We start from the raw sequence: 26,988 nt of genomic DNA, 5'->3' as shown, positions 1-26,988 counted from the left end.
TCCTCTCTAGCGGCGGGCCGATCGTGTTCCCCAGCACCTTCTCCAACGCGCTGCATGCGTTTTTTATGCCACCAGCGACACGACCGCGAACTTCGCGCTGCAGCCGGGCACCTTCACGCTCGACGTCGTCAAGTTTCCGCAGGGCAATCTCCATACCGTCTTTCCAGGGGATTCCGTTCCGTGGACCCTGAGGTTCACGAATACCGGAACCGGATTCCTGACCATCCCGAACCTGACGGACACCCTTCCCACCACTCTGGAGTGGGACGGCGTCGATCCGACCTATGCCACGAGTGCCGGCGGGCTGCTCTCCACCAATCCCACGGTGAGCTTCGACGCCGCCACGCGGGCGCTCACTTTCGTCTGGCCCGCTGCAGGCCAGCGCATGGCCCCGGGCGAGTCGTTCACCATCACGCTCGGCCTCATCCTGCAACCAGGTCTGACCGGAAGCCAGCGCGCGACCAACAGCATGGTGGTCAACACCGGGCAGACGCTTGCAGGGTGCTCGAACACCTCGGGAAACGGCCAAGGCACGATCAGTGGGTTGCCGCCGACCGCGTGCGGCACCACCAACTTCGTCCAGCCTGTCGCCGGCGGTTCTCTTGTGACGACCAAGGGCGTCAAGGGCGACGTCGTGAACGCGGTGACGACCGGCGGGTACAACGTGACCTCGCCGAATGCGACCTGCACTCCTGACGCGAACGGCTACTACCGCTACCCGTGCGCCGCGCAGAGTGTCGTCGGGGGCACCGACGAGTGGCGCATCGACGCCATCAACAGCGGCACCATCGCCTATGACAACCTCACCCTGGTCGATCCGCTTCCGTTCCCGGGTGACCGTCTGCTCGCCGGCGGCGCGTCCCGTGGGTCGCAGTTCCGGCCCTCGTTCGATTCGACCTTCGGCGCCGCCGTCACCGCGCCTCCGGGCACGACGAAGATCTGGGAGGTCACGACCGCCGCGAACGTATGCGTCGGCACCGGCACGGGATCGGCGTGGAGCGGGCGCCCGGGTCAACCCGCCGACCCGACCTGCTCCAACAACCCGCCGAACGCGCAGTGGATCGACGGTACTACCTTCACTGGCGACTGGGACACGGTGACAGGGCTCCGCGTCCGGTTCGACTTCACCACCACGCGTCAGGGCGGGCTCCTGCCCGGCGGCGCCGTCAACGTGGTGTTCCGCACCGTCAACGTGCCGGCGACGGCGACCCGCGCCGATGGAGCCTCGGTGACCACCCCGGTGCCCGGCCAGGTCGCCTGGAACCAGAGCGGCGCCAGCGCCACGCTCGCCACCGGCACCGTCATCTCCCGTGCGCCGGCCAAGACGGGAATCCACCTGCCATTCAGCACGCTGCAGGTGGTCAAGACCGTCAGCGGCGACGCGGCGTCCTACGCGCCAGACACCTTCACCTTCGCCGTCGCCTGCACGGTGGCCGGGGCCCCCGTGAACCTCGGCGCATCTGCTCTGCTGAGCGTGCCCAAGAACGGTTCAGCCCAGATTCCGGGTATACCGCTGGGCGCCACCTGCACCGTGACGGAGCAGGGTGACTTCGGCGAGACCTCCCGCAACCCGGCGACACCGCAGACGCTCCGCATTCTGGATGCGACGACGCTGCCGGTGCCTGCCGCCCAGGTCGCCACCTTCGACAACGCCTACGACTACGGCGACCTGTCGGTCACGAAGGTCGTGGATACCGAGGCCAACGTCGGCGCTTTCGGGCCGTTCACCTTCCACGCCACCTGCACTGCGCCGCCCGGGTCGATCGGCGGCACCGTGCTCGATGAGGACTTCACGCTGAGCGACGGCGACACTTGGAAGGCACCGGCCGACACCCTGCCGCAACGCTCCAGCTGCCTGATCAGCGAGACGGATGCCGGCAGCGCGACGGGCGTGGCCTTCACCGGCGCCGGCGCCACCGACAACGGTGACGGCTCCGTCGCTGCCGTCATCGGCTCCGCCGTCGACATCACCGCCACCAACACCTTCGCGGTCGGAGTGCTCGATGTCACCAAGGCGGTTACGGGCGCCGGCGCCGACCGGTACGGCAGCGGACCGTTCGTCATCCAGGCCGTCTGCAGCTGGCCGCCCGGATCGGGCACCGAGGGTCACCGTGGTCGACGGCGACACCGCGCGCTTCACCCTGCCGAACGGCGACGACGCGCTGATGCCGGTGGGCACCGATTGCGTCCTCACCGAGCCGAAGACGGGCGGCGCGACCGGCGCGCCGGTGTTCGGCCACGGTGGCTCGACCTCCGAGAGCTCCATCACCGTTGCCATCGAGAACCGGGACGACGGAACGGATGTCGGGCATCCCACCCTGGTCACCGCTGACAATCCGTTCGACGTCGGGGAGATCACGGTGAAGAAGTTCATCGAGGGCCGCGGCGGCGACGTCTACGGCGCCGGGCCGTTCACGGTTCGCGTCGAGTGCACGTACGACAAGGACGGAGTCGAGACGCCCATCACCTGGAACGACGAGGACTACCTCGACGTCGTGCTCGACCAGGCGAACGGATTCTCGGCGGTCGTCGACGACCTGCTCATCGGCTCCACGTGCGAGGTGACCCAAGAGACCGTCACGGGCGGCGCGGCCGAGACCGTGATCGGGCCGTCGGTGATCGTGCCCGCCTCGGGTGGGGACACGGTCTCCATCACGGTAACGAACACGTTCCGAGCGGGCGACCTGCTGATCGTCAAGCAGCGCACGGGCGCATTCGAACAATTCGGGGCCGGCCCATTCACCGCGCAGGTGACGTGCCAGTGGACGGTGGATGGCGTGCTGCAGGACATTCCCGTCCCGGGTGGTCCCACCGTGAACCTCAATGCTGCGAACGGATATCGAGTGCTCATCGACCTGTTGCCCGTTGGGGCCGAGTGCACGGTCACCGAAACCGACGCCGGCGTGGCGACGTCCACCAGTTACAGCCCGTCCGACGGCACGGTCGCGATCCTCGAGAACGACCGACTGAATCCGGCGCCGGCCGTTGCCACCGTCACCATCACCAACGACTTCGATCCCGCGATCCTCGCGAAGACCGGTGTCGACGGTGACGCGACGAGCCTCGCTACCCTGATCGCCGTTCTCCTCCTCGGTGGTGGCGGGGCGCTGTTCGTGGCCGGAACCCGTCGTCGCCGTCGTAGCTGACCGCGCGATTCCGGGAGGGCGCCCGAGAATTTCTCGGCTCGGCGACATTCCGATATATTGGCCGAGTCTGAGGGGGCGAAGTGCCGCTGGAGCGTGGTGGGGAACAGGTGACGTCCGAGCGCGCGTCGCTCAGCGACCTCGTCTTCTCCCGGTTGAGCGGGGCCATCATCGACGGCACCTTGGCCGAGGGTGAGGTGATCCGTGACGCAGAGGTCGCAGGGTGGCTGGGGGTGTCCCGCACGCCGGTGCGCGAGGCCATCGCCCGGCTGAGCCTGCTCGGTCTCGTGGAGTCCGAGCCCAGTCGATACACCAGGGTGACCCGCATCAGCGACGAGCTGGTCGCGCAGACGCTCGAGTTCACCGGCTACCAGGCGAGCCTCGCGGTCCGGTTGGCCGTCATGCGCATGAGCGACGAGGAGGCCGGCGAAGCCGTCGTCCTGATCGATGCCATGATCCTCGCGAGCGACCGGGACGACCCGGATGGCCTGTACACGGCGAGCAGATCATTCGTGGGCTACGTGACGGCCCGCAGCGGAAACGCCGTGTTCGCGGCGATGATCCGAGAGGCCGGACTGGTGATGGAACGCAACCTCCGGTCCACCAGACCCCTGCTGGGTGATCAGGCCGAGAGGGGGGAGTGGTACCGGCAGTTCCGGGAGGCGATCTGCGAGCGCGACGCCGACTACGCCGAGTACTGCTTCCGCCGCATCCACCATCTCACCCCGGGTGAGCGGCGATGACAGGTCGCGTGCGTCCGCTCTGGCCGTTCGGGGCGCGAGTCGCACTCCTGAGCGTGGTTGTGGGCCTCCTGATCGGCTTCATCAGCCCGGCTCCATCGGCGCAGGCGCAAGCCAGCGGATGCGCCCCGCTGGCCGGATACACGGACTGCACCGTCTACAGCTATCCCAATCCGCCGGGCGATCAGACCTTCCGCGTGCCTGCCGGGGTCACCTCGGTCAACACCCGGGCGTGGGGCGCCGGTGGCGCCGGTGCGAACGGCTCCTACGCCCCGAACTCCTACGGCGGCGGAGGTGGCGCGTTCGTCGGCGGGAACATCCCCACCGTCGGCGGCGAGGTACTGCACATCACGGTTGGATGGGGTGGATATGTGAGTTCGTGGCTGTCGCCTTTCGGGAATGGAGGGCCGGGAGGTTACAGCAACGCCGGCGGACAGGCCGGTTCTTCCGGCGGTGGCGTGACAGCGGTGTGGGCAGGAGCCCCATTCACCTCCGCGCCCTACTTGGTCGCCGGGGCCGGCGGCGGAGCAGCCAGCGGCACGCTGGCAGGATCCGGCGGAGGCGGCGGCGGGCTGGCTGGAGCCAGCGGTGGCGACGGTTCCGGGTCGACTCCGGCCGCCAACAATCCCACCGGCGGCTCGCAGACGGCCGGCGGAGCGGCCGCGGCCAGCGCCGGCTGCTCGGCTCCGGCCACGGACGGCGCCCGATATCAGGGCGGCAGCGGGGCCTCCGGCAATTCGGGCATCCAGACGGAGGGCGGCGGAGGCGGCGGTGCCGGCTACTTCGGCGGCGGCGGCGGGCGATGCCAGAACGCGTCACCAGTCGAGAATTCGTCGGGCGCCGGCGGGTCGTCGTTCATCGCCGGCTCGATCCTGAGCCCGACCTCCGCCGCCGGCAGCAGCCCGACGTCGGCCGCGGGCAACGCGCCGGCCGGCAACAACAGCGACCCGGCCTACGGCTTCGCTCCGTACGTGGGCATCGGAGGAAACAGCTCCGGGACCGGACAGGCAGGCGGAGCAGGAGCCGTCGTCTTCCAATGGGTGATGCCCGCCCCGACCATCACCGCGCCCGCGTCCGGAACCGTGTCCAACCAGACCGCGGCCGCGGTGAACGGAACCGCGGTCCCCGGCAACACCGTCACCCTGGTCGATTCCGCGACCGGAACCACGGTCTGCACGACGACCGCGGATGCGGCCGGGCGATGGAGCTGCACCGCCTCCGGGCTGGCCGCCGGGTCGCATCCATTCGGCGCGACGCAGACAGACTCGTTCGGCGACGTGTATCCGCCGAGCGCGACATCCACCTACATCGTCGACCTGACCCCGCCCACTTCGCCCTCCATCTCCGCACCCTCGGCGACGAGTTCCACATCGCCGAGCATCACCGGCACCAGCGACCCGGCAACCAGCATCACCGTCACCGACCCGTCGGGAGCCGCGGTGTGCACGGCACGGGCGGACGCCGGCGGTGCCTGGCAGTGCACCCCGACGTCTCCCTTGATCTACGGCGGAAACGACCTCATCCCGACCGCCACCAACGCGCTGGGCAACAGCGCAACCGGTGCCGTGTTCCGGGTCACGGTTGTGCGACCGGCACCCGTGGTCCCCCCGGCTCCCCGGCCCACACCGCCTTCTCCCACGACGCCTGCCCCAGCGCCACCGCCGACGGTCATCCCGGTGGCTCCTCCGCCGACGCCGACGCCGACGCCACCTGCCGTGCCTCGCGCGTCTGCGCTCGCAATGAACCTGCGCTTCGCCGCCGGCCGCCTTCTTCCCGGCACCGTCGCGGCGATGCGGGGCACCGTCGGCCCGAACACCTCGGCCGAATCCGTCACCATCGTGCTGGCGGGACGGATGGGACCCGGAATGATCTACCGCAGCGCGCAGGCGCTCGTGGGCGACGGCGCCGACCCGCAGCGCTGCGTCGTGCAGACCCGCTCGTTCAGTTGCACCATCGTGCTACTGCCCGGGCAGTCGGCCACGGTGGAGGTGCGTGTCCTGGCCGACCCGCTGAACGCGCCCGCCATCGCCCGCCAGCAGGTGAGCGTGAGTTCGTCCGACCCGAATCAGGACAACGCGGTGACGGTCTCCACCGACGTGACCAGAACCAGCGACACCGAGTCGTGGGCAGCGACCCTCACCACGTTCAACGTCACGACTTTCCCCGGCGCCTTCCTCCCCCTGCTGGCACTGCTGATGTTCGCCCTGGCCGCAACCGTGGCCGAAGCTGAACGCCGCCGACGGACAGCACCCATCCTCCTCACCGACACCGACGGGAACTCACCATGACGTCCTCAGAACACCGAACGCAGCGGCGGCGCAACCCGGCCCCCTACATCCTGGGGTCCGTCGTGCTCATCCTCATCGTCTACTACGTCGTCGTGGCCGCCTCGGGCATCCTGCAGAGCTCGACGGCGGTCATGGTCAGCGGTGACAACAAGCAGAGCGGACAGACCTACCTGACACTGCGCATGTCGACTCAAGACGTGGATCTGACCAACCGGGTCATCCAGGCCAATGTCCTGCCCATCCCGCACGGCCGACTCGTCGGCCAGAAGGCGGGCGAGATCGCCGCCACGCTGCGCATCGAAGTCAGCAGCGGCGGGGTGACCACGTCCGTGGTCACCTTCCCGGGCGAGTCGATAGTGGACGCGACCGCCCTGACTCTGAGCCTGGATCGGGGCGACACCGACTATCCCTTCGATCATCCGTTCGCGAACTACCAGCTCAGCGTTCAGGACGACGAGACCGGCCAGCCGGTCCCGTTCGCACTCGAGGTGTCGAACTCCGCTCGACCGTGGGTGCTCAATGCCCACCGTTCAGCAGCGTCTGTCGAAGGCAAACGCACCCTCTACCCCGTGGCCATCGAGGGCTCCCGCGACGCCCTCAGCGTCACCCTCGTGCTGTTCTACGTGCTCGCCATCCTGCTCACCACGCTCATGGCCGTGGTGATCATCGGCAGCGCGATCATCCGTCGAAAGCTGGAGTTCTCGAACGTCATCTGGCTCTCGGCGACGCTGCTGTCCTTCCCCGCTCTGCGCAGCGCCATGCCGGGCGCGCCGCCCATCGGCACCGCGCTCGACTTCATCATCCTGTTCCCGTGTCTGTGTCTCATCGCCGGTATGCTCGTCTGGACCGGCGCTTACCTGCTCTGGCGGGAAAGCCACGTCCTGCGAACCCGACACGTCGTCGATGACACTGCTGCCGCAGCCGCGGCGGAGACCGCTGCTGAGTAGGACCAACCGTTGACCACCTCCACGGAACACGACGCCCCCCCGCGAACTCGAGCGGGCTCGTACGCCTTCGCCACCGTGAGGCTGGCGGTCTCGCTCGCCGTCGCTGGGGCGATCATCGCCACCTTCTTCGACACCGCCGCCCGAGGGCCGATCAACCCGTTCAATTTCTTCGGCTTCTTCACGATGCAGAGCAACATCATCGCCGCCACGGTTCTCGTGCTCGCAGCTCTCGCCACCTTCAGCGGAAGAGGCCAATCGTCGGCCCTGCAGCTGGCACGGGGGTTCGCGACCACCTACATCGTCATCGTCGGGATCGTCTACAACACCCTCCTCGCCGGTCTGGAGGGCGGTGTCTCCCTCGCCTGGGCGAACTGGGTTCTGCACGTGTTCTTCCCCCTCTACGCGGCCCTGGACTGGATAGTGTTCGGCGATCGCTACCGGCTGCCCTGGTCCAGGCTGTGGGTCGTGACCGTCTACCCGCTGGTGTGGCTCGTCGTCGTCATCATCCGTGGCGCCACCGACGGGTGGGTGCCCTACCCGTTCCTGGATCCCGCCCAGGGCTATGGTGTCGTCGCCATCTACTGCATCGCGATCTTCGTGCTGACGGTGCTCGTCGCGAGCGCCGTCTTCGCCATCAGCAGAATTCGGATCCTGCGGTCAGGATCGGGTCTCGGCCCACCCGAGGAGGCCTGAGGGCCCCATCATCGGTCCAGCGCGGACACGCGGGAGCACCGCGTTCCGGCCTAGCCGATGAGGCTGGGCTGCAAGTCGCGCAGTGTGCGGAAGTGCGTCATGCGGGTCACTCCGAGGGCGGCGATCACCAGGCCGCCGACGAGCCAGATGACCAGCACGCCGACATCTGACAGCGCAGATGAGACACTGCCGCCGTACATCGTCTGCCGCAGCGCATCCACGACGAAGCCCATCGGCAGCACGTGGTGCAGGGCGGCCAGCGGACTGGGCAGCGTCTGCCACGGGAACGTGCCGCCTGCCGTCACGAGCTGCAGCACCATGAGAACGAGACCGAGGAACTGACCCACGCTGCCGAGCCACACGTTGAGGGCGAGCACGATCGCCGCGAACGTCGCCGAGGCGAGCAGCATGATGCCGATCATCCCGGCGGGGTTGGCGATGGGGAACCCGAGGGCGAGCGAGAGGATGCCGTACAGCGCCGACATCTGCACCGCACCGAGGATGGTGGGCGTCAGCCAACCGGCGAGGGTCACCCGCAACGGCGAGTGCAGCGCCGTGATGGCACGGCGCGAGACCGGCTTGACGATGAGGAAGAGCGCGTAGATGCCGATCCACCCCGCGAGGGCGGCGAAGAACGGTGCCAGGCCGGCTCCATAGCTGCCCGCGGCGGTCACGGCGCCCGTCTTCACATCCACCGGGTCGGCGATATTGGCCGCCTGCTTCTGCCGCGTCGCCGCATCCGTGTCGGGGATGGCGTCGCGACCCTCTGCGAGACCGTCGCGCAGCTGGCCGGCCCCGCTCTCGAGCTGGCCGAGGCCGGTGTTCAGGGTCCCGAGCCCGTCGCGCAGCTGGACAGCGCCGCCGGCCGCCGTCGCCGCGCCCGAGGCGAGCGTCGAGCTTCCGTCGGCGAGCTGCCGGGTGCCGTCGGCGACCTGCGCAGCTCCTGAGGAGAGTTGGTCGATCTGGCCGACCACCTGCTGAACCTTCGCATTGCCGTCCTGCACGTCGGAGGCCAGCGGATCGAGCGTGGCGAGCACCTGGTCGATGGTCGCCTGGTCGACGCCGGCGGCGCTCAGTCGATCCTGGATGTCCTGCCGCACCCGGGGGAGCTGAGCCGTCGCGCTGCCGACGACGGTACCCACCTGATCGGCCTTCGCCGCGAGCTGGGCGTTTCCGGCGGCGACCTGCGACGCTCCGTCTGCCGCGCGAGCGGCACCGGCTGCAAGCTGCGACGAGCCGTCCGCCAGCTGCTGGTTGCCGTCGGCCAGTGTGCTCGCGCCGTCGTGCAGCTGCCCACTGCCGGCGACCGCCTGAGCGGCGCCATCCGTCAGCTGCGCCGCCCCATCGGCCGCGGTGCCGAGCTTGCCGCGGATCTCGGCGAGCGAGTCGAGGAAGGTGATGGCGGACTGCTGGCCCACCTGACGCACGATCTGCGCCTTGATGGTCTTGATGGCCTGCTCGCCGATGGTGGTTGCCAGGTAGCTGTTGGCGTCGTTGGTGCGGAGGACGACGGGCGCCTGCTGAGGAGCGTCCGTCGACGACGAGGCGAGGTCCTGCGAGAACTCCGCGGGGAACGTGACGCTGAAGTCGTAGGTGCCGTGCGTGAGGCCCTTCTCGGCGGCGGATGCGCTGACGCGGTGCCAATCGAAGGTCGCGTCCTTCACGATGCCGTCAGCCACCTCGTCGCCGACGTTCCGGGAGCCATCGGCTGTTCCGGTGTCCTCGACCACGAGGGCGACGGGTACCTCGGCGAGCTTGGCGTACGGGTCCTGGTTGGCCCACAGGTACAGGCCGCCGTAGATGACGGGCACGGCGAGGAGCGCGATGAGGGCGATCAGGCCCATCCGCGAAGCGGTCAGCCGCCGGAACTCGGCGGCGATCATCTGGGGCACCTTCATCGGGTGGCCTCCTCGGTGGGAGTCGAACCGGGCTGTGGGTCGCCGTCAAGGCGGGCGAGCATGCCCTCTGCCCCGATGGCGGCGGCAGAGGCGTCCCCGGCGATGACGAGCACGGCGAATCCGCGCGCGGCCAGGTCGCGAGCGGTGCGCCACCAGTCCAACGGGTCGCCTCCGTGCCGGTCGGGAGCGACGATGACGAGACCCTCGACGTCGTCGCGGAGGATCGCCAGCTCAGTGAGCAGACGGATGCGCACGCCCGGCTCGAGGTCGGCCATGGACGTGCGGCCCTGATCGGTGAGGTCCAGCTGGCGCAGGGTGAGTGCGGCGTCTCTGCGGCTACCCGGAAGGCCGGCGAACATCAGCTCCTCCATCACGACTCCCGTCACGGTGACGTCGGGCGCGGGATCGTTGACGACGGGAGCGTCGACGAGGGCAACCCGGTCGCGCAGGGCTGCGGGATCCACGTCCCCGTCGATGCGCACGATCCCGGTGTCCGGCCGCATCCGACCGGATGCGATGAGCCCGAGCACCGACGGCCGCTGGGCGGTCTCGGCGCGGGCGAGCACGGCGGTGCCGGTCTCGTAGGCGAGGGTGGTCTGCGGAAGGGCGCTGCCGCGCTTGCCCTTCGTCACGGCGCTGAGTTCGACTCTCATGAGCGCACCTCGGTGGGCGCGGGGTGCCGCAGCGACGCGGTCGCGGCGATCAGCGTGCCGGCATCCGTCGCGGACAGGCCGGCGGCACCGAGCGTCATGAGCATGACGAGACGGTGACCGTCCTCCCGGCTGAGGCCGGTCTCGGCCGCTTCCTCGAGCACGTCGATGGCGGCGCGCTCGACCAGGTGGGCGAGCGTGGCGATCGGGATGTCGGAGCGCAGCGACCCGTCGGAAACGCCAGCGGAGAGAATGGCGGCGAGGCGATCGCGCACCGGTTGCAGAGCCGCCGCGACGCGGTGCGCGTGCGGTCCGCGTAGGGCGAAGGAGGCGACCATGCGCACCTGTTCGACGGCACCCCAGAGCCGGGCGCCGAGCGTGGCCAAGGCGACGGGGGGTGCGTCCGAGGGGGCCGGAGCGGCGAGCGAGGTCAGGCGGGCGGCCCCACGCTCGATGGTCGCGGCGATGAGCTCGTCGCGATTCGCGTAATGCCCGTAGACCGCCCGCCGCGACAGTCCCGCGCGGGATGCGATCGTCTCGAGGGACGCATCGGGGTCGACGACGAGGAGTTCAGCCGCGGCGTCGAGGAGCGCTACGGCGTTCTCCTCGGCGTCGCGGCGTCGCAAGCTGGTGGAGGTCATACCCCCACTCTACATCAACTTGCACACTCATGTGCAAGTTAGGGGGCTACTGGTTCCCGACGCCCTTGTCGATGTTGTCGCGCACGCCGTCGATCTGGTCCTCGAACTTGCCGCCGGTCACCTTGTTGGCCGCGTCGGCCACGCTGTCCAGCAGCTTGTCGCTGATGTCCTCGGCCTGTTCGCTCTTCAGCGCGTTCTTGATCTTGTCGTCGTTGAGGAACTCCTGCGCCTTCTTGGTGATGTCGTCCATTCCGGCCATGGCCGTCTCCTTCGCTCGGTGAGTCTGACGTAGTTCACGCTACGCCGTGTGCCGTGTGGGCGACACCCCTCCTCGTCGAACGTGGAATGCTGAGGGGGTGCCAGCAGTGCAACCGCCCACCACTCCTCTCGTCGGCCGCCACGTCCGCCTCGAGCCTCTCACTCGCGCGATGCTGCCCGAGTTGTACCCGGCTCTCGCGCATCCCGAGGTCTTCGCCGGAGGGTTCGGAGGGGGATCGGGCGGATACCGGGCCGACCTGGCCGGTTTCCTCGACTGGGCGAACCACGGGTATCACTTCGACAGCGCGTACACGCAGCCCTACGCCGTCCGCCTGGTGGGCGGCGATCATGACGGGCTCCTGGTCGGGTCGTCGACGATCGGTGACGTCGAGGTCCACAACGAGGCCGCTCACATCGGCTGGACCTCGTACGACCCGCGGGTGTGGGGTTCCGCCGTCAACCCCGAGACGAAGCTGCTGCTGCTCGGACGCCTCTTCGACAGCGGATTCGGCCGCGTGAAGATCCAGGCCGACGCCATCAACACGCGATCGCGCGCGGCCATCGAACGTCTCGGGGCGCAGTTCGAGGGCATCCTGCGGCGGCGCATCCGCCGGGCGGACGGCAGTTGGCGCGACACGGCGGTGTACTCGGTGATCGTCGAGGAGTGGCCGGCGGTGCGCGCGGGCCTCCAGACGCGTCTGGTCGCCTTCGGGGGCGAGCCCGTGCAACTGCGTGAGCGCTCCGGATGGCGCGCGGCCGCCGACCGTGCCGCGGATGCCGCCGCCGCATCCGGCCAATGATCGGCGGATAACGGACAGCGCGTTCCGACACGCGCAACCGCATCCGCCGGGGCGCGTAGCCTCACAGGGTGACGACGCGTTCGACCCTCTCCATCTGGCTGCAGTTCCTCGGAATGGGAGTCATCTGGGGCTCGAGCTTCCTGTTCATGAAGGTGGCGCTCTCCGGCGTCACCTTCGGCCAGATCGCCTGGTCGCGCCTCATCCTCGGCGGGCTCACCCTCGGCATCATCGTGCTCGTCACCCGTCCGCGCGTGGCCTCGCCGTCCGGCGTGCTCGGGCCGGTCCTCCCCCGCGAGCCCGTGGTGTGGTTGCACTTCCTCGTCATCGCCGTGAGCGGATGCGTGGTGCCGCACCTGCTGTTCGCGTGGGCCGAGCAGTACGTCTCGTCCAGCCTGGCGTCCATCTACAACGCCGTCACGCCCATCACCACCGCCATCATGGCCACCCTCGTCTTCCGGGTCGAGAAGCTGCTGCGCGATCAGGTCGTCGGCGTGGTCATCGGCATCGTCGGCGTGGTCGTGATCATCGGGCCGTGGGGCTACGCCGCGCTCACGGGCGACCTCTGGGGTCAGCTCGCCTGCCTCGGATCGGCCACCTGGTACGGCTTCACCTTCGGCTACACGCGGCGGTACCTCAGCCCGAGACCGATCGCTCCGGCCACGTTCGCCTTCCTCAACATCGGTCTCGCCGGAGCCATCATGCTGGTGCTTACGCCGGTCCTGGCCTGGCACCCGGTGCGCCTCGACGTCCCCATTGTGCTGGCCCTGCTCGCACTCGGAGCGCTCGGGACGGGGTTGGCCTACATCTGGAACGTCAACGTGCTGCGCGCCTGGGGGCCGACGAACGCCTCGACGGTCACCTACGTCACCCCGGTCGTCGGCGTGCTGCTCGGTGTTCTCGTGCTGGCGGAGACGTTCTCCTGGCACGAACCACTCGGTGCCGTCCTGGTGCTCTTCGGCATCCTGCTCACCCAGCAGCGACTGCGACTCACGCGTCGGCCGGCTGCCACACCGGTGTCGCCGTCGACGACATTCGCGACTGAGCCGGTCGCCTCCGCCGGTCCCCGGCGCCGTTCCTGAGGCGTCATCCCTCCGGATGATGCCGTGCTCGGCAGATCATCCGCTCGCCCGACGCGGTGGGAGGGGGTCGAGCGTGACGCTGGAAGCATGAACTTCACCATCCTCTCGGCCCGCGACCTCCGCCTCAGCTACGGACCCACCCGCGCTCTCGACGGCGTCAGCCTCGACGTGCAGGTCGGTGACTCCGTCGCCGTGATGGGAGCGTCCGGATCGGGAAAGACGTCCCTCCTGCACGCGCTCGCCGGCATCCTCCTGCCCGACAGCGGAGCCGTGAGGCTGACGGCGCCGGACGGACCCCTCGAGATCACTGCCCTCAGCGACCGGGAGCGCACCCGCCTGCGTCGCGAGCGCTTCGGCTTCGTCTTCCAGCAGGGTCTGCTGATTCCCGAACTGACTGCCATCGAGAACGTCGCGATAGCGCTGATGCTGAATGGCGTCGACCGCGGAGCGGCGAACCAGGCCGCGGCCGGGTGGCTGGCCGCGCTGGGCCTCGCCGGTCTGGAGGATCGCCGCATCGGCCAACTGTCGGGCGGCCAGGCGCAGCGCGTGGCGATCGCCCGAGCGCAGGTGACCGGCGCATCCGTCGTCTTCGCCGACGAGCCGACCGGTGCGCTCGACAGCCAGACCTCCGCCGAGGTGATGTCCGCCCTGCTCGACATGACCGTCGCACGGGGCAACACCCTCGTGCTCGTCACGCACGACGCGGGGGTGGCCGCCCGCTGCTCGCGCATCGTCGACGTGCGCGACGGCCGCATCGTCGGAGAGCGGGTCGGCGCATGACCACGATCCGCCTCTGGTGGCTGCTCGCCCGCTCCGATCGCCGAAGCGCCGCCGTCCTGTGGCTGCCCGTCGCGGCCTACGCGGTGGTGACCACCCTGCTCCTGCTCGTCATCGGAGGCTCGCGCGTGTTCTTCAGCTGGAACGATGACATGGCCTTCGGCTATCAGTTGCTCGCCCTCATCGCGCTGACACTGCTCGTCGTTCCGCTCGGCACACTCGGCGCCTCGGCCGCGCGGCTCTCGGCCCGTCGGCGCGACGAGCGACTCTCCACCCTCCGACTGCTCGGCGCCACCGCAGGCGCGGTCGCGGCCGTCACCGTGATCGAGTCGAGCGCCCTCGCCCTCCTCGGCGCAGCGGTGGGCGCCCTCGGTGCCGCGCTGCTCGCACCGCTCATCGGCCTCATCCCCTTCCGCGGGGAGGCGATCGGCGCATGGGCGCTCGTGCCCGCGCCCGAGACCGCGCTCGTCGTCGCCGGTGTCGTGGCGCTCGCCGTCACGAGCGCCGTCGTGAGCCTGCGTCGCCTCGTCATCTCGCCGCTCGGTGTGCGCACCCGACAGAACGCGCCCGCCCAGCGCTGGTGGATCGTCGTGGTCGGCGTCATCGTGCTCGCGGGCGCGCTCGTGGCCATGAACCTGCTCGGTGCAGCCGGCTCCGCTGGTGGGCCCATCACCTTCCTCGTCGTCATCGTGGGCGGGTTCGCGGCGACGCTCGGCGTCCTGGGCCTGATCGCGCCCGCCATCCTGCGCCTCATGGCCACGCGGCAGGCGCGCATCGCCACCAAGCCCGAGCGTCTGCTCGCCGCCCGGATGATCCTCGAATCACCCAAGGCCGCCTGGAGCCAGGTCTCGGGCGTCGCCATGACGAGCTTCATGTCTGTCGTCGCCGGCGCTGGCGTCGCGCTGATGGGAATGGCGGCCTCCAGCGACCTCAGCGCGTCCGACGCCCACCTCGTCGCCGACATCCGCACCGGCATCCTCATCACCGTCATCGGAAGCTTCCTCATGGTGGCGTGCTCGGTCGGCGTCAACCAGGCCGCGGGCATCGCCGACCGGCGCGAGCTGTATTCGAGCCTGCACCAGCTCGGCATGGACACCTCGACGATGGATGCCGCGCGCCGCCGCGCCGTGCTCTCCCCGCTGCGCGTGACGACCATCGGGTCTGCGCTCTGCGCCGCGGTGTTCATCTTCCCGCTGGTCGGTCTGTCGGTGATCGTCTCGCCGCTCACCCTCGTCATGGTGGCCGGGGTGCTCGCGGCCGGCTTCGCCCTGGTCTGGCTCGGGCTCCTCGCAACGCGCGCGCAACTGGCCCGAGCTGCCCGCGCCTGAGGCGGCCGGCCCCGTATTAGGGTCGATGCATGCCAGATGAGCCCAGGGACGAGAACGCCCGCGATGCCGCGCTCGCCGAGTTGCAGGGCATCCGCCAGTCGATCGACAACATCGACGCCGCTCTCATCCATCTCCTCGCCGAGCGCTTCAAGTTCACGCAGAAGGTGGGGCGCCTGAAGGCCGACCAGGGACTGCCCGCCGCCGATCCTGCCCGCGAGCAGCGCCAGATCGCGCGGCTGCGCGCCCTCGCCGTCGACGCCGACCTCGACCCGGCCTTCGCCGAGAAGTGGTTCAACTTCGTCGTCGCCGAGGTCATCCACCACCACGAGCGCATCGCGAGCGACGCCACGTGACCTGGGACCCCGTCGACACCCCTTCTCAGCAGGGCAAGGTCTTCGTCGTCACCGGAGCCAACGCGGGGGTCGGCTTCTTCACGGCCGCGCAACTGGCGATCGCGGGCGCCCGCGTCATCCTCGCCTGTCGTAACGACGAGCGGGCGGATGCGGCGGCCGAGGCGATCCGGGCGCGCGTGCCAGCCGCGTCGGTGAGCACGCTGCGCCTCGACGTCTCCGACCTCTCGTCCGTGCAGGCGGCGGCGGTGGCACTCACCGAACTGCCCCGGCTGGACGGCGTCATCGCCAACGCGGGCGTCGTACATCCCCCGCGGGACCGGGAGGTGAGCCTCGACGGAAACGAACTCGTCTTCGCCACCAACTACCTCGGCCACTTCGCCCTCGTCACCCAACTGCTCCCCGCGCTCGAGCGCACGCCCGGTGCGCGAGTCGTGATGCTCGGCTCGATCGCGGCACGGCTCACGCGCTCGGCGCTCGACGATGTGCAGCTCGAGCGCTCCTACGACTCGTGGACCGCCTACGCGCAGTCCAAGCTCGAGGTGGAGTCATTCGGGTTCGAGCTCGATCGCCGGCTACGCGCTGCCGGGAGCCCGACGTCGGCGCTCGTGGCTCAACCGGGGTATTCCGTCGGCGGCATGAGCCCGTCGATCGCGGGCGTGAACGAGCCGAGTGCCGGCAAGCGTTTCACCGATTCGCTGCAGGGACTGTGGGCGCAGGGCAAGGATCGCGGTGCCTGGCCGGTCGTGCGGGCCGCCATCGATCCCGCGGCGCGCGGCGCCGAGTACTACGGTCCCCGCTGGCTGACCCGCGGTCGCCCGGTCAAGCGCCGTCCCATCCGCGCGTCGACCGACCCCGCGATCGGGGCCCGCCTGTGGGCCGAGAGCGAGCGCATCCTCGCCTCCTGACCCTGCCGTGTAAAGGCAATCCGCCCCCGATGTGAAGGCACCCCGAACCGGACGCCCGACTTCTCGCGGAGGTGGACAGGGGCCGTGCCTTCAGACGGCGGGACGAACTGCAGGTCGCGCGGCTCGCATGTATGCGGCCCGTCCATGAGAATGGGGGAATGATCTCGCGCGAGCTGTCCGGTCTCCTTCGGGACGCCGGACTGGTCTGGCATCCGGAGTCTGGCGATCGGTTCCAGATCGACATCCCCGACATCGACGACGACATCTTCACCGTCAGCGAGATGACCATCGAAGCGCAGCACCATCCGACGGGGACAGTACTCGGGTTCAACGGGACGACCGAGTGGGCGCTCGACTCCCTCCCGCTCGATCAGGCGGTCTGGCTGCCTCGCGAGGATCAGCTGCGCGAGATGCTGCGCTCGACCTTCCGCTCCCTGCACCGGATGCCCGACACCTTCGAGGTGAGCATCGTGATCGACGGGGCCGAGCGCACCTTCGATCATCCCGAACCCGCAGAGGCCTACGGCCAGGCGCTGCTCGCGCTCATCCAACGGGCGAGCGCGTGAACGCACGGGGCGACAGCGGGGGGAGGTGCGACGGATGCAGCTGAGCGTCATCGTGCCGACCTTCAACGAGGGACCGAACATCGACGAGCTCGTGCGCGGCCTGACGACAGCGCTCCACGGAATCGACGCGGAGGTCATCTTCGTCGACGACTCGACGGATGACACCCCCGCCATCATCACGGAGGTGGCGGCGACGGCGACGCTCCCCGTGCGCTGCATCCACCGGGACCAGCCGGTCGGGGGGCTCGGCGGGGCGGTGGTGGAGGGTGCCCGCGCCGCAACGTCCGACCTCTGCATCGTGATGGACGGAGACCTGCAGCATCCGCCCGCCAAGGTCCCCGAGCTCTACCGACGCGGCCTGGAGGGCGACGTCGACGTCGTCGTCGCGTCCCGTTACACGGGCGGAGGCGACGCGAGTGGGCTCGCCGGCTGGATCCGGCACCTGGTCTCGCGCACGTCGACGCTCGTGACGAAGGCCATGTTCCCCGTGCGGCTGCACGACACGACCGACCCGATGACGGGGTTCTTCCTCTTCGACCGGCGCACCGTCGACGTCGCCGAGCTCAAGCCGCGCGGCTTCAAGATACTGCTCGAGATCCTCGCTCGCCAGCAGCTGCGCGTCACCGAGGTGCCGTTCGACTTCGGCGAGCGGCATGCCGGGGAGTCGAAGGCGTCGTTCCGCCAAGGCATGAGCTTCTTCTGGCAGCTCGCGCTGCTGCGATTCGGCCGGATGTCGGGCTTCGCCGTCATCGGAGCCCTGGGGGCCCTCGCGAACATCGCCATCGTCTGGCTGCTCACGACGGTCGGGGTCGAGTACCTCATCTCCGCGATCGTCGCGACCGAGGTCACCATCCTCGCGAACTTCATCGCGCAGGAGCTCTGGGTCTTCCGAGACATGCGAGCGGATGCCTCGCCGCTCCGCTACCGGTTCATCATCGCCTTCGCGTTCAACAACGCCGAGGCGCTCATCCGCATCCCCATCGTCTACCTCATGGTCGACTCCCGGCACTTCACGGCCGTCGTGGCCACCGCCATCACGCTCGCCATTGCGTTCGTGGTGCGGTTCACGTTCCAGTCGCTCGTCGTCTACGCGCCGCGTCGGTCCCGGCGTGCGCGTCAGCTCTACCCCTCAGTCGACCCGATCGCGCCGCCCGAATCCGTCGAGTCCGACTGAGACAGCGTCCTCAGAAGCCGTAGGCGACGACCGGCGGCACAGGGCCGGAGCGGAGCAGGTCGAGCACGAACAGCTCGTGCGGGACCACGGGCTCGGGCAGCTCCTCCAACGGGAACCAGCGCAGGTCGCTCGCCTTGTCCTCCTGCAGCTGCGGCTCCCCGCTCCAGGCCGAGCAGGTGAAGAACACGTCGAGACGCTCGTCGATGGCGGCGCCCGTCGCTCCGGTGCGGTGCATCGCCGTCACCGCTCGGAGGTCGGATTCGAGGATCGTCACGCCGAGCTCTTCTGACGCCTCGCGGATCGCCGCCGAGAAGACCGACTCCCCCTGCTCGACGTGCCCGGCCGCGCCGGCCGCCCAGTACCCGTCGTAGTAGCCGGTGCCGGCGCGCTGCTGCAGCAGCACGCTCTCGCCGCGGCGGAGGAAGACGTAGGCCGCCGGGATGACCGTGAACCGGCCGTGCTGGCCGGCGTAGTCCGCCGAGTAGTCCTCGTGGCCGGCCATCCGTCAGTACCCGACGATGGCGCCGAAGGCGTCGGCGAGCGGTGCGCGGTTGGCACGACGCAACTCGTCCAGTGAGAGGGAGAAGGTGTCCTGGACGTCGAGGGCGCCGAGCGACGCGTCCGTGACGCCGATGCGCAGCACGGGATAGCCCCGCCCGTCGCACAGGCCGCGGAACTTCACGTCGTCCTCCCGCGGCACCGAGACGATCACGCGCCCCGTCGACTCCGAGAACAGGGCGGCCGCCGCGTCGATGCCGTCGCGCTCGCAGATCTCACCGAGCCAGACCCGTGCTCCCATGCCGAAACGCATGACGCTCTCCGCGAGCGCCGTTGCGAGGCCGCCGTCGGAGAGATCGTGTGCGGCGTCGACCAACCCCTCGATCGCCGCGGCGTGCAGCAGCCCGGCGAGGTTCTTCTCCGCCGCGAGGTCGACGACGGGGGGCGTTCCGCCGAGGTGGCCGTGCACGACGTCGGCCCAGGTCGATCCGTCGAGCTCCTCGCGCGTGACACCGAGCAGGTAGATGTTGTGTCCGTCGTCCTGCCAACCGCTCGGGATGCGCCGAGCCACATCGTCGATGACGCCGAGCACGGCGACGACGGGGGTGGGGTGGATGGGCACGTCGCCGGTCTGGTTGTAGAACGACACGTTGCCGCCGGTCACCGGAATCTCCAGCTCGAGGCACCCGTCGGCCAGTCCCTCGACCGCCTGCGAGAACTGCCACATCACCTCGGGGTTCTCGGGTGAGCCGAAGTTGAGGCAGTCCGAGACGCCGACCGGCACGGCGCCCGTCGTCGCGACGTTGCGATACGCCTCGGCGAGTGCGAGACGAGCTCCGGCGCGGGGGTCGAGCTGGCAGTAGCGCCCGTTCGCGTCGGTCGCCGCGGCGAAGCCGAGCCCCGACTCCTCGTCGACGCGCACCATGCCGGCGTCGTCGGGGAAGCTGAGCGCGGTATTGCCCAGCACGTACTTGTCGTACTGGTTGGTCACCCACGACGCGTCGGCCAGGTTGGCGCTGCCGATGAGCTGAAGCAGTTGAGCGCGCAGCGCTGGTCCGTCCGTCGGCCGCGGGAGGGCGGATGCACTGTCGGCGTTGAGCGCGTCGATCCAGGTCGGATACGCGACCGGGCGGTCGTACACCGGTCCGTCGACGGCGACGGTGCGCGGGTCGACGTCGACGATCACGCCGCCGTGCCATTCGATGATGAGGCGGCCGGTATCCGTCACCTCGCCGAGGACGCTCGTCTCGACATCCCACTTGCCGGTCACCGCGAGGAAGCCCTCGAGCTTGTCGGGGTGCACGATGGCCATCATGCGCTCCTGGCTCTCCGACATGAGGATCTCCTCCGCCGTGAGGGAAGGATCCCGCAGCAGCACGTCGTCGAGCGTGATGTGCATACCGCCGTCGCCGTTGGAGGCCAGCTCGCTCGTCGCGCACGAGATGCCAGCGGCTCCGAGGTCCTGGATGCCCTCGACGAGCTCGCCCTGGTAGAGCTCGAGGCAGCACTCGATGAGCACCTTCTCGGCGAACGGGTCGCCCACCTGCACCGCGGGCCGCTTGGTCGGTCCTCCCTCGGCGAAGGTGTCGGAGGCGAGGATGGATGCCCCGCCGATGCCGTCTCCGCCGGTTCGTGCACCGAACAGCACCACCTTGTTGCCGACACCGCGCGCGCTGGCGAGGTGCAGGTCCTCGTGGCGCAGCACGCCGACGGCGAGGGCGTTGACGAGCGGATTGGCCTGGTAGGTCGAGTCGAACCAGGTCTCGCCGCCGATGTTGGGAAGGCCGAGGCAGTTGCCGTAGAACGAGATGCCCGAGACGACGCCGTGCACGACGCGCGCCGTGTCGGGGTGGTCGATGGCCCCGAAGCGGAGCGCATCCATCACGGCGACCGGGCGGGCGCCCATCGAGATGATGTCGCGCACGATGCCGCCGACTCCCGTCGCGGCGCCCTGGAACGGCTCGATGTACGACGGGTGGTTGTGCGACTCGATCTTGAAGGTGACCGCCCAGCCCTCGCCGACGTCGATCACGCCGGCGTTCTCGCCCATGCCGACCATCAGGTTCTTCTTCATGGCCGGCGACACCTTCTTGCCGAACTGCCGCAGGTAGTTCTTGGAGCTCTTGTACGAGCAGTGCTCGCTCCACATCACCGAGTACATCGCGAGCTCGCCGCTCGTCGGACGTCGTCCCAGGATCTCGCGGATGCGGTCGTACTCATCCGCCTTCAGCCCGAGGGCCGCGTACGGCTGCTCCTTCTCGGGCGTGGCCGCCGCGTTCTCGACCGTGTCGAGCACGGGAATGCCGGGGCTGGCCGAAACCAAGGGGGTGGAGGATGTGGTCACGAGGGCGGACTCCAGGAGGTGGCGGATCGCGTCGGAACGGATGCCGCGAGACGGATGCCTGACCACGCCAGTCTACCGGCGCGCAACCATCGGAGGTCCTGTCCGCCGCGGCCCGCGCCCGAGGCTGCGGGCAGGGCGCTCCGGTGCTATCGGCGTCAGCCGAGCACGGGCAGGGTGACGACCACGGTGAGGCCGTCGCCCGGTCTGTTCCGCAGCTCGATGGACCCACCTGCTGCGGTCACGAGGCCATCGACGATGGCGAGCCCGAGGCCCGCCCCTGATCCGGTGCGGGCGCCGTCCGCCCGGGAGAAGCGCTCGAACGCACGGGCGGCGAAACTCGGCTCCATCCCGCCGCCCGTGTCGCTCACGCTCAGTTCGATGCCCGAATCGGCCGCACGCAGGCTGAGCTCGACCGTGCCGTCCTCCCCGATCGCCGCGAGCGCGTTGGAGACGAGATTGTCGAGCACGCGGCCCGCATCCGTCGCACCGAGCCCGACGCGTCGGGCCGGGTCGCCTGCCGAAGTGTCGTCGTAGTCGACCGCGATGTCCCGGCCGATGGTGCGCAGGCGCGCGCGATCGGTCGCGTCGGTCAGGGCGGTCGACAACTCACCGACGGATGCGCTGCCGCCTCGCGGGGTCGCGTCGATGCGCGAGAGCTCGAGCAGGTCGTCGGCGAGGTTCGAGAGCCGGGCGAGCGCCAGCTCGGCGCGGCCGATGTCGTCCGTGAGCTGCTCGACCGAGGACGCGTCCGCCCGCGCCACCTCGAGTTGGGTTCGGACGATGGCGATCGGGGTGCGCAGCTCGTGGCTGGCGTCCGAGACGATCTGACGCTCGCGCTCAGCCGCGGAACGCAGCCGCACGATGAGGGTGTTGAGGGTGCGGGCGAGCTCGGCGATCTCGTCCTCGGGAGGGCCGGCCGGAAGCGTCTCGTCGCCGCCCTCGCGGGCCAGCACCTCGGCGGTGGCGCGCATCCGTCGCACCGGGCGGAGGGCGATGGTGGTCAGCACCCACGATGCGGCGCCGAGCGCCACGTCGATGCCCGCGATCGCGACGACCAGGAGCACGGTCATGCTGTCGATGACGGCCTGTTGGGGAGCGGCGTTGCGTGCTGAGACGACGTGCCAGTCCCCTCCGACTCCCTCGACCTCCGCGTCGCGCACCAGGTAGGAGGTGCCCTCGAAGGTCTCGGTGTGAGTCGCGCCCGGTCCCGCGAGCACCTCGTCCAGAGCATCGGAGACCGGATCGGGCAGCGAGTCGACGACCGTGGCTCCCGAGGCGTCGACGACGGCGATGAACTCGCCGGGGCCGGGCGTTCCGAGGGTCGCACCGTTGCGCACGGCATCCTCGTACGGCGCGGCATCAGCTCTCAGCACGCCGATTCCGCCCTCTTCGGCGATGCGCCGGATCTGGCTGTAGAGGATCACCCCGGCCACGATCGAGAACGCGATCGCGATCAGCAGGCTTCCACCCGTGATGCGGGCGCGGATGCCGAACCGGGGCTGGGTCACCGGCCGGCCTGGAGGGCGAATCCGACTCCTCGAGCCGTCACGATGCGCACCGTTTCCGATGCGCGATCGAGCTTCTTGCGCAGGTAGCTGACGTACTGGTCGACGATGTTCTGGTCGATGTAGCGCGCTGATCCCCAGACTTCGTCGAGGATCTCCGAACGCGGAACGGTCTGACCGACGTGCTCCGCGAGCACCCGCAGCAGATCGAACTCGGTTCCCGAGAGCCGCAGCTCGCCGTCGGCGGTGATCACCTTGCGCCGGGCGATGTCGAGGGTGAGGTCGGCGAGCTCGATCTGACCGCTCGGCGAGAGCGCCTCCCGGCGAAGCACCGATCGCAGGCGGGCCGTCAGCTCGGCGAACGCGAAGGGCTTGATGAGGTAGTCGTCCGCTCCGGCGTCGAGCCCGCGCACGCGGTCGTCCACTGCATCCCGCGCAGTGACGAGGATGATGCCGAGGCCCGGAGTGCGGGCCTTGAGGTGCCGGCACAGTTCGAATCCCGACATGCCGGGCAGCATCACGTCGACGAGCGCCGCCTGGTACTCGTTCTCGCCCGCGAGCGTCAGCGCTCCGATGCCGTGATCGGCAACGTCGACGTCGTACCCCTCCGCACGTAGACCGCGCGCGAGCAGGCCACCCATCTCGGGCTCATCGTCGACCACCAGCACCCTGCTCATCGGGCTGCGGCATCCGTTCGTCTCATGCTGACCATTGTGGGCCCACCGGGCCATTCCGGGCTGCGCGCCCTCACAGGTTCACCCGTCAGGCTGGTGTCGCGGGCACGGGGGTGCGCCCCGCCTCGCGCTGCGGCTCCTGAGAGACGTTTCAGGAAGTCACCCGCCGTTAAGCCCCGTGTTCGAAGGTGGGTCGAGCACCATGAAGCACGGCGGAAGCAGCACCGCCGAAACGAGAGGCGAGCATGACCACCCAATCCCTGAGCGGATGGGCCGTCGCACCGACGACCCGCGCGCGCAGCGCCGTGCGAGGACGCGCCGTCCCCGCGATCACGGTGGGACTGGCCGGTACGGCTGTCGCGCTCGCCGGGGCTTCGTCTCCGTCGTACTGGGGTGACGAGGCGGCGAGCGTCATGTCAGCCGAACGGTCCATCCCGGCCCTGTTCGCCATGCTCGGCAACGTCGACGCCGTGCACGGGCTCTACTACCTCTTCCTGCACTTCTGGATCGGCGTGTTCGGCACCTCGGAGCTGGCCACCCGTGCACCGAGCGCCATCGCCGTCGGCGTCGCCGCGGCCGGCGTGCTCACGCTCATGCGTCGGTTCACGTCCCTGCGCGTCGCGGTTCTCGCATCCGTCGTCTTCCTCCTCCTGCCCCGCATCGCCTACGCGGGCATCGAGGCGCGCTCCTACGCGATGGGCGCCGCCGTCGCGGTCTGGTTGACGGTGTGGTTCGCCCGTCTGGTCGCGAGCCGGCGCGCACGCATGCTCGAGTGGATCGGCTTCGGCGCGGCGGTCGGAGCATCCGCCTATCTGTTCCTCTACCTGCTGCTGCTCGCCCCGGTCTACGCGATCGTGCTGCTGATCACTCCCGGGCTGCGCCAGCGGGTGAGAGGGGGGCTCCTCGCGGGCACCGCCGCCGTCCTCGTCGCCGCTCCGATGGTCTTGGCGGCCGTCGGCCAGAGGGGCCAGGTCTCCTTCCTCGCGCGGCGCGACTATGCGAACGCCTACTCGGTGCTCGTCGACCAGTGGTTCGGCTGGGTTCCGCTCGCCGTCGCAGCGTGGCTGCTCATCATCGTCGGCGTCATCGCGGCGAAGCGGCTCTCTCCCAACCGGCGCCAGGGAGTCGTGCTTCTCGTCGTCTGGCTCGTCCTACCCACGGCTGCGCTCCTCATCGGCAACGCGCTGCTGGCGCCGATGTACAACATCCGCTACCTCACCTTCTGCGCGCCCGCGGCAGCGATGCTCGTCGCCGTCGGGGCGGCCGCCGTTCCGGGGGTCATCGAACGGATGCGCAGCGCGCGCGCCGCTCGGCGTTCCGTGCGCGGCCTGCCGACCTCGACCAGAAGGCTCCGCGCCTCGACCCTCACCCTCGAGATCGTCGCCGTCGTGGCGATCCTCGCGCTGCCGGTGTGCATCGCCGAGCGCGGCCCATTCGCGAAGGACGACGGAAGCGACCTCAGGCAGGCGGCCACGGCCGTGGACCACATCGCGCAGACGGGCGACGCCATCGTGTTCGACAGCGCCACGCGTCCTTCCCAGCGGCCGAGGCTCGCCCTCCGGCTCTACCCGCAGGACTTCGCCGGAACGGTCGACGTCGGGCTCCGGGTTCCCTACACGCAACGGGCCGAGCTCTGGGACACCGTCGCCCCGGTCAGTGCACTAGCCCCGGAGCTCTCCAGCTTCCGCCGGGTCATCGCCGTCGAGTTGCGCGGCTCGGCATCCGTCGACCTCGCCGCGCTCGAGGCGCAGGGCTTCGTCGTGGAGGCCGTCCATCACGTGCACCGCACCGACATCTACACACTTACCAGGGAGATCGCATGAGGACCATCGTCGTCATACCCACGTACAACGAGCTCGAGAACCTGCCCGAGATCGTCGCGCGGTTGCGGGCGAGCGTTCCGAGTGCGCATGTTCTCGTGGTCGACGACGACTCTCCCGACGGCACGGGAGACCTCGCCGATGGGCTCGCACGCCGCGACTCCGCGGTGCACGTGCTGCACCGCACCGAGAAGCAGGGGCTGGGCGCCGCTTACAGAGCCGGCTTCGCCTGGGCACTCTCAGGCGGGTACGAGGTCATCGTCGAGATGGATGCCGACGGGTCCCACCGCCCAGAGGAGCTCCCCCGGCTGCTGGACTCCCTGGCGGATGCCGACGTCGCCGTCGGATCACGCTGGGTTCCGGGCGGCCGCGTGATCGATTGGCCGCTCCGCCGCGAGCTGCTCTCGCGCGGGGGCAGCCTCTACGCCCGGATCGCCCTCGGCCTCGGCCAGCGGGATGTGACCGGCGGATACCGCGCGTACCGGGCGTCGGCCCTGATCGCCGCCGAGTACGACACGGTCGAGAGCCAGGGGTACTGCTTCCAGATCGAGATGCTGTGGCGCTGCGTCGACGCGGCGCAACGCATCGCGGAGGTGCCCATCACCTTCGCCGAGCGGGTGCACGGCACCTCCAAGATGAGCAGCCGAATCGTCGTCGAGGCAATGCTGCGCGTGAGCGTGTGGGCCATCACCCCGCTCTCCCCGCGCCGGCGCCAGGCTGTCGTGACGACGCCGACGGGGCGCGTCGGCGTGCTCTGATCGCGGGTAGCCTGTGCTGGTGACCCACCCGAGCGCGGCCGATCGCGTCGCCGAACGCATCCACGTCATCCCCGATTTCCCCGAGACGGGCATCCAGTTCCAAGACCTCACCCCCGTGTTCTCGCACGGCGTGGCGTTCCGGGTGCTCTGCGAGGCACTGGTCGACCCCTTCGAGGAGCGCTTCGACATCCTCGGGGGCCTGGAGGCGCGCGGGTTCATCATCGCGGGCGGCGCCTCACTCCTGACCGGCGCCGGAGTGCTGCCTGTCCGCAAGGCCGGCAAGCTCCCGCGTCGCGTCATCACCGAGACCTACGAGCTCGAGTACGGCGTCGCGGCTCTCGAGGTCCACGAGGACCAGCTGCCTCCGGGATCCCGGGTGCTCGTCATCGACGACGTCCTTGCCACGGGCGGAACGGCGCTCGCCGCGTGCCGGTTGATCGAACGCGCCGGGTGGCAGGTGGCCGGGGTCTCCGTCGCCCTCGAACTGCAGGGGCTCGGCGGTCGGGAACAGCTCGAGGGCTACGAGGTCTACAGCCTCCTTCAGCGCTGATCTCGGGGCCGCCAGCGACCTCGCCGATGGCGACACGCCCGGACGGTGACCGTGATTTGCGCCGTGCCGATCCGGCCCGTAAGTTATTCATTCGTCACCCCATAGGTGCGGGAGAGCGGAACAGCTCCCCGGCCTCAAGCGGGACCACCCCCCTTCGAGAAACAGAACCGGTACGTTCGTCGTGCCTGGGTCAGTTGAAGGGGATCAGCTCTCGGATCAACCGATTGAATCCCTGCGATTTGACAGGCGAATCGAGAGTGCTAAAGTAGAGAAGTTGCGCCGATTCAGGCCCGAGAGGGTGAGAAACGGCAGCATCCGGTTCTTGAGAACTCAACAGCGTGCACATTGTCAAATGCCAATAACCCCGGGTCTGCCCTTTTGGGTGGGTTTGGGATTCCTTTGGAATATGTATTTGAATATTGATTGAAGCAAGTCAGTAATGTCTTGTTCTTGTCAGTGTCGAACTTGTGCTGGCGCCTTTTGGGGTGTTGGTGCGTTTTATGGTTTGCCTTCCGCCTTTCGGGGTGGGGGGCTGAGAATCATTTACGGAGAGTTTGATCCTGGCTCAGGACGAACGCTGGCGGCGTGCTTAACACATG

General features: G+C 69.4%; 25 protein-coding genes. 17 read left to right on the top strand and 8 right to left on the bottom strand.

Going from position 1 to position 26,988, the window contains the following annotated elements:
• The first annotated feature begins 325 nt into the window (after positions 1-325).
• The 6 genes from E6C70_RS10145 (at position 326) to E6C70_RS10110 (ending at position 7,811) form a co-directional block, all read left to right on the top strand.
• Entirely contained in the window at positions 326-2,332 is a 2,007-nt protein-coding gene (locus E6C70_RS10145; RefSeq protein ID WP_136424442.1) for a DUF5979 domain-containing protein, read from the top strand.
• Positions 2,229-3,146 carry a DUF5979 domain-containing protein gene (locus E6C70_RS16680; protein ID WP_168770916.1) on the top strand — a complete coding sequence of 306 codons (918 nt, stop codon included), beginning with the start codon at positions 2,229-2,231 and terminating at the stop codon, positions 3,144-3,146. Before E6C70_RS10145 ends, E6C70_RS16680 begins: the two co-directional genes overlap by 104 nt.
• A gap of 80 nt (positions 3,147-3,226) precedes the next feature.
• Positions 3,227-3,886, top strand: a complete 660-nt coding sequence (locus E6C70_RS10140) for a GntR family transcriptional regulator (RefSeq protein ID WP_136424441.1) — start codon at positions 3,227-3,229, stop codon at positions 3,884-3,886.
• Complete coding sequence (locus E6C70_RS16675; RefSeq protein WP_168770915.1) at positions 3,883-6,171, top strand: Ig-like domain-containing protein; 2,289 nt, start codon at positions 3,883-3,885, stop codon at positions 6,169-6,171. The genes E6C70_RS10140 and E6C70_RS16675 overlap by 4 nt, the downstream gene beginning before the upstream one ends.
• On the top strand, positions 6,168-7,118 hold the full coding sequence (locus tag E6C70_RS10115) for a DUF4436 family protein (protein ID WP_136424436.1): 951 nt from the start codon (positions 6,168-6,170) through the stop codon (positions 7,116-7,118). The genes E6C70_RS16675 and E6C70_RS10115 overlap by 4 nt, the downstream gene beginning before the upstream one ends.
• Positions 7,119-7,127: 9 nt before the next feature.
• Entirely contained in the window at positions 7,128-7,811 is a 684-nt protein-coding gene (locus tag E6C70_RS10110; protein ID WP_136424435.1) for a Pr6Pr family membrane protein, read from the top strand.
• 50 nt (positions 7,812-7,861) lie between these two features.
• Here the strand turns inward: E6C70_RS10110 and E6C70_RS10105 are convergent, their stop codons facing one another.
• The 4 genes from E6C70_RS10105 to E6C70_RS10090 are packed head-to-tail and all read right to left on the bottom strand — an operon-like array spanning position 7,862 to position 11,259.
• On the bottom strand, positions 7,862-9,709 hold the full coding sequence (locus E6C70_RS10105; RefSeq protein WP_136424434.1) for a YhgE/Pip domain-containing protein: 1,848 nt from the start codon (positions 9,707-9,709) through the stop codon (positions 7,862-7,864).
• On the bottom strand, positions 9,706-10,362 hold the full coding sequence (locus tag E6C70_RS10100) for a hypothetical protein (RefSeq protein WP_136424433.1): 657 nt from the start codon (positions 10,360-10,362) through the stop codon (positions 9,706-9,708). The genes E6C70_RS10105 and E6C70_RS10100 overlap by 4 nt, the downstream gene beginning before the upstream one ends.
• Positions 10,359-11,000 carry a TetR/AcrR family transcriptional regulator gene (locus E6C70_RS10095; RefSeq protein ID WP_136424432.1) on the bottom strand — a complete coding sequence of 214 codons (642 nt, stop codon included), beginning with the start codon at positions 10,998-11,000 and terminating at the stop codon, positions 10,359-10,361. The genes E6C70_RS10100 and E6C70_RS10095 overlap by 4 nt, the downstream gene beginning before the upstream one ends.
• A 46-nt stretch (positions 11,001-11,046) precedes the next feature.
• A complete protein-coding gene (locus E6C70_RS10090) occupies positions 11,047-11,259 on the bottom strand; it encodes an antitoxin (protein WP_136424431.1) in 213 nt (70 codons plus the stop codon).
• Positions 11,260-11,356: 97 nt separating this feature from the next.
• On the opposite strand from E6C70_RS10090, the gene E6C70_RS10085 reads away from it, so the two are divergent.
• From E6C70_RS10085 to E6C70_RS10050, 8 genes are all read left to right on the top strand, one after another.
• Positions 11,357-12,058, top strand: a complete 702-nt coding sequence (locus E6C70_RS10085) for a GNAT family N-acetyltransferase (protein ID WP_136424430.1) — start codon at positions 11,357-11,359, stop codon at positions 12,056-12,058.
• Positions 12,059-12,126: 68 nt separating this feature from the next.
• The gene (locus tag E6C70_RS10080) at positions 12,127-13,137 is read left to right on the top strand and encodes a DMT family transporter (protein WP_328590839.1); all 1,011 of its coding nucleotides are present in this window, start codon (positions 12,127-12,129) and stop codon (positions 13,135-13,137) included.
• A gap of 87 nt (positions 13,138-13,224) precedes the next feature.
• Positions 13,225-13,917: an ABC transporter ATP-binding protein gene (locus tag E6C70_RS10075; protein ID WP_136424429.1), complete on the top strand. Its 693-nt coding sequence runs from the start codon at positions 13,225-13,227 to the stop codon at positions 13,915-13,917.
• Positions 13,914-15,242 (top strand): FtsX-like permease family protein, encoded by a 1,329-nt coding sequence (locus E6C70_RS10070; protein WP_136424428.1) that lies wholly within the window; start codon positions 13,914-13,916, stop codon positions 15,240-15,242. The genes E6C70_RS10075 and E6C70_RS10070 overlap by 4 nt, the downstream gene beginning before the upstream one ends.
• A gap of 29 nt (positions 15,243-15,271) precedes the next feature.
• Complete coding sequence (locus tag E6C70_RS10065; protein WP_136424427.1) at positions 15,272-15,595, top strand: chorismate mutase; 324 nt, start codon at positions 15,272-15,274, stop codon at positions 15,593-15,595.
• Positions 15,592-16,500 carry an SDR family NAD(P)-dependent oxidoreductase gene (locus E6C70_RS10060; protein ID WP_136424426.1) on the top strand — a complete coding sequence of 303 codons (909 nt, stop codon included), beginning with the start codon at positions 15,592-15,594 and terminating at the stop codon, positions 16,498-16,500. Before E6C70_RS10065 ends, E6C70_RS10060 begins: the two co-directional genes overlap by 4 nt.
• A 158-nt stretch (positions 16,501-16,658) precedes the next feature.
• Complete coding sequence (locus E6C70_RS10055) at positions 16,659-17,066, top strand: pilus assembly protein CpaE (RefSeq protein ID WP_136424425.1); 408 nt, start codon at positions 16,659-16,661, stop codon at positions 17,064-17,066.
• Between the two features lie 34 nt (positions 17,067-17,100).
• Positions 17,101-18,240 carry a glycosyltransferase gene (locus tag E6C70_RS10050; RefSeq protein ID WP_136424424.1) on the top strand — a complete coding sequence of 380 codons (1,140 nt, stop codon included), beginning with the start codon at positions 17,101-17,103 and terminating at the stop codon, positions 18,238-18,240.
• A 10-nt stretch (positions 18,241-18,250) separates the two neighbouring features.
• Here the strand turns inward: E6C70_RS10050 and E6C70_RS10045 are convergent, their stop codons facing one another.
• The 4 genes from E6C70_RS10045 to E6C70_RS10030 all read right to left on the bottom strand — a co-directional run bounded on the left by E6C70_RS10045 (position 18,251) and on the right by E6C70_RS10030 (position 23,264).
• On the bottom strand, positions 18,251-18,742 hold the full coding sequence (locus tag E6C70_RS10045) for an NUDIX hydrolase (RefSeq protein ID WP_136424423.1): 492 nt from the start codon (positions 18,740-18,742) through the stop codon (positions 18,251-18,253).
• Positions 18,743-18,745: 3 nt separating this feature from the next.
• Complete coding sequence (gene purL / locus E6C70_RS10040) at positions 18,746-21,082, bottom strand: phosphoribosylformylglycinamidine synthase subunit PurL (RefSeq protein WP_407921031.1); 2,337 nt, start codon at positions 21,080-21,082, stop codon at positions 18,746-18,748.
• A gap of 155 nt (positions 21,083-21,237) precedes the next feature.
• Positions 21,238-22,590: a sensor histidine kinase gene (locus tag E6C70_RS10035; protein ID WP_136424422.1), complete on the bottom strand. Its 1,353-nt coding sequence runs from the start codon at positions 22,588-22,590 to the stop codon at positions 21,238-21,240.
• Positions 22,587-23,264: a response regulator transcription factor gene (locus E6C70_RS10030; RefSeq protein WP_207670098.1), complete on the bottom strand. Its 678-nt coding sequence runs from the start codon at positions 23,262-23,264 to the stop codon at positions 22,587-22,589. The genes E6C70_RS10035 and E6C70_RS10030 overlap by 4 nt, the downstream gene beginning before the upstream one ends.
• Positions 23,265-23,506: 242 nt before the next feature.
• Between E6C70_RS10030 and E6C70_RS10025 the strand changes: the two genes are divergently transcribed.
• From E6C70_RS10025 to E6C70_RS10015, 3 genes are read left to right on the top strand one after another with little or no spacing between them, the layout of a single operon-like run.
• Positions 23,507-25,084 (top strand): glycosyltransferase family 39 protein, encoded by a 1,578-nt coding sequence (locus E6C70_RS10025; protein ID WP_136424420.1) that lies wholly within the window; start codon positions 23,507-23,509, stop codon positions 25,082-25,084.
• Positions 25,081-25,839, top strand: coding sequence for a polyprenol monophosphomannose synthase (locus E6C70_RS10020; protein WP_136424419.1), 759 nt, complete (start codon positions 25,081-25,083; stop codon positions 25,837-25,839). The genes E6C70_RS10025 and E6C70_RS10020 overlap by 4 nt, the downstream gene beginning before the upstream one ends.
• Before the next feature lie 19 nt (positions 25,840-25,858).
• On the top strand, positions 25,859-26,389 hold the full coding sequence (locus E6C70_RS10015) for an adenine phosphoribosyltransferase (RefSeq protein ID WP_207670097.1): 531 nt from the start codon (positions 25,859-25,861) through the stop codon (positions 26,387-26,389).
• Positions 26,390-26,988 lie beyond the last annotated feature (599 nt).

The organism is Orlajensenia flava, assembly GCF_004801905.1.
Taxonomy (GTDB): domain Bacteria; phylum Actinomycetota; class Actinomycetes; order Actinomycetales; family Microbacteriaceae; genus Orlajensenia; species Orlajensenia flava.
Note: the sequence above shows the minus strand (reverse complement) of the source record. Positions and strands in the feature narration are given on the sequence as shown.

Bases quoted from the DNA above. Each gene is read 5' to 3' on its own strand.
- E6C70_RS10070 (WP_136424428.1), top strand. From the start codon at position 13,914: ATGACCACGATCCGCCTCTGGTGGCTGCTCGCCCGCTCCGATCGCCGA.
- E6C70_RS10020 (WP_136424419.1), top strand. From the start codon at position 25,081: ATGAGGACCATCGTCGTCATACCCACGTACAACGAGCTCGAGAACCTG.
- E6C70_RS10100 (WP_136424433.1), bottom strand. From the start codon at position 10,362: ATGAGAGTCGAACTCAGCGCCGTGACGAAGGGCAAGCGCGGCAGCGCC.
- E6C70_RS10025 (WP_136424420.1), top strand. From the start codon at position 23,507: ATGACCACCCAATCCCTGAGCGGATGGGCCGTCGCACCGACGACCCGC.
- E6C70_RS10075 (WP_136424429.1), top strand. From the start codon at position 13,225: ATGAACTTCACCATCCTCTCGGCCCGCGACCTCCGCCTCAGCTACGGA.
- E6C70_RS10095 (WP_136424432.1), bottom strand. From the start codon at position 11,000: ATGACCTCCACCAGCTTGCGACGCCGCGACGCCGAGGAGAACGCCGTA.
- E6C70_RS16675 (WP_168770915.1), top strand. From the start codon at position 3,883: ATGACAGGTCGCGTGCGTCCGCTCTGGCCGTTCGGGGCGCGAGTCGCA.
- E6C70_RS10065 (WP_136424427.1), top strand. From the start codon at position 15,272: ATGCCAGATGAGCCCAGGGACGAGAACGCCCGCGATGCCGCGCTCGCC.
- E6C70_RS10030 (WP_207670098.1), bottom strand. From the start codon at position 23,264: ATGAGCAGGGTGCTGGTGGTCGACGATGAGCCCGAGATGGGTGGCCTG.
- E6C70_RS10045 (WP_136424423.1), bottom strand. From the start codon at position 18,742: ATGGCCGGCCACGAGGACTACTCGGCGGACTACGCCGGCCAGCACGGC.
- E6C70_RS10105 (WP_136424434.1), bottom strand. From the start codon at position 9,709: ATGAAGGTGCCCCAGATGATCGCCGCCGAGTTCCGGCGGCTGACCGCT.
- E6C70_RS10090 (WP_136424431.1), bottom strand. From the start codon at position 11,259: ATGGCCGGAATGGACGACATCACCAAGAAGGCGCAGGAGTTCCTCAAC.
- E6C70_RS10115 (WP_136424436.1), top strand. From the start codon at position 6,168: ATGACGTCCTCAGAACACCGAACGCAGCGGCGGCGCAACCCGGCCCCC.
- E6C70_RS10050 (WP_136424424.1), top strand. From the start codon at position 17,101: ATGCAGCTGAGCGTCATCGTGCCGACCTTCAACGAGGGACCGAACATC.
- E6C70_RS10055 (WP_136424425.1), top strand. From the start codon at position 16,659: ATGATCTCGCGCGAGCTGTCCGGTCTCCTTCGGGACGCCGGACTGGTC.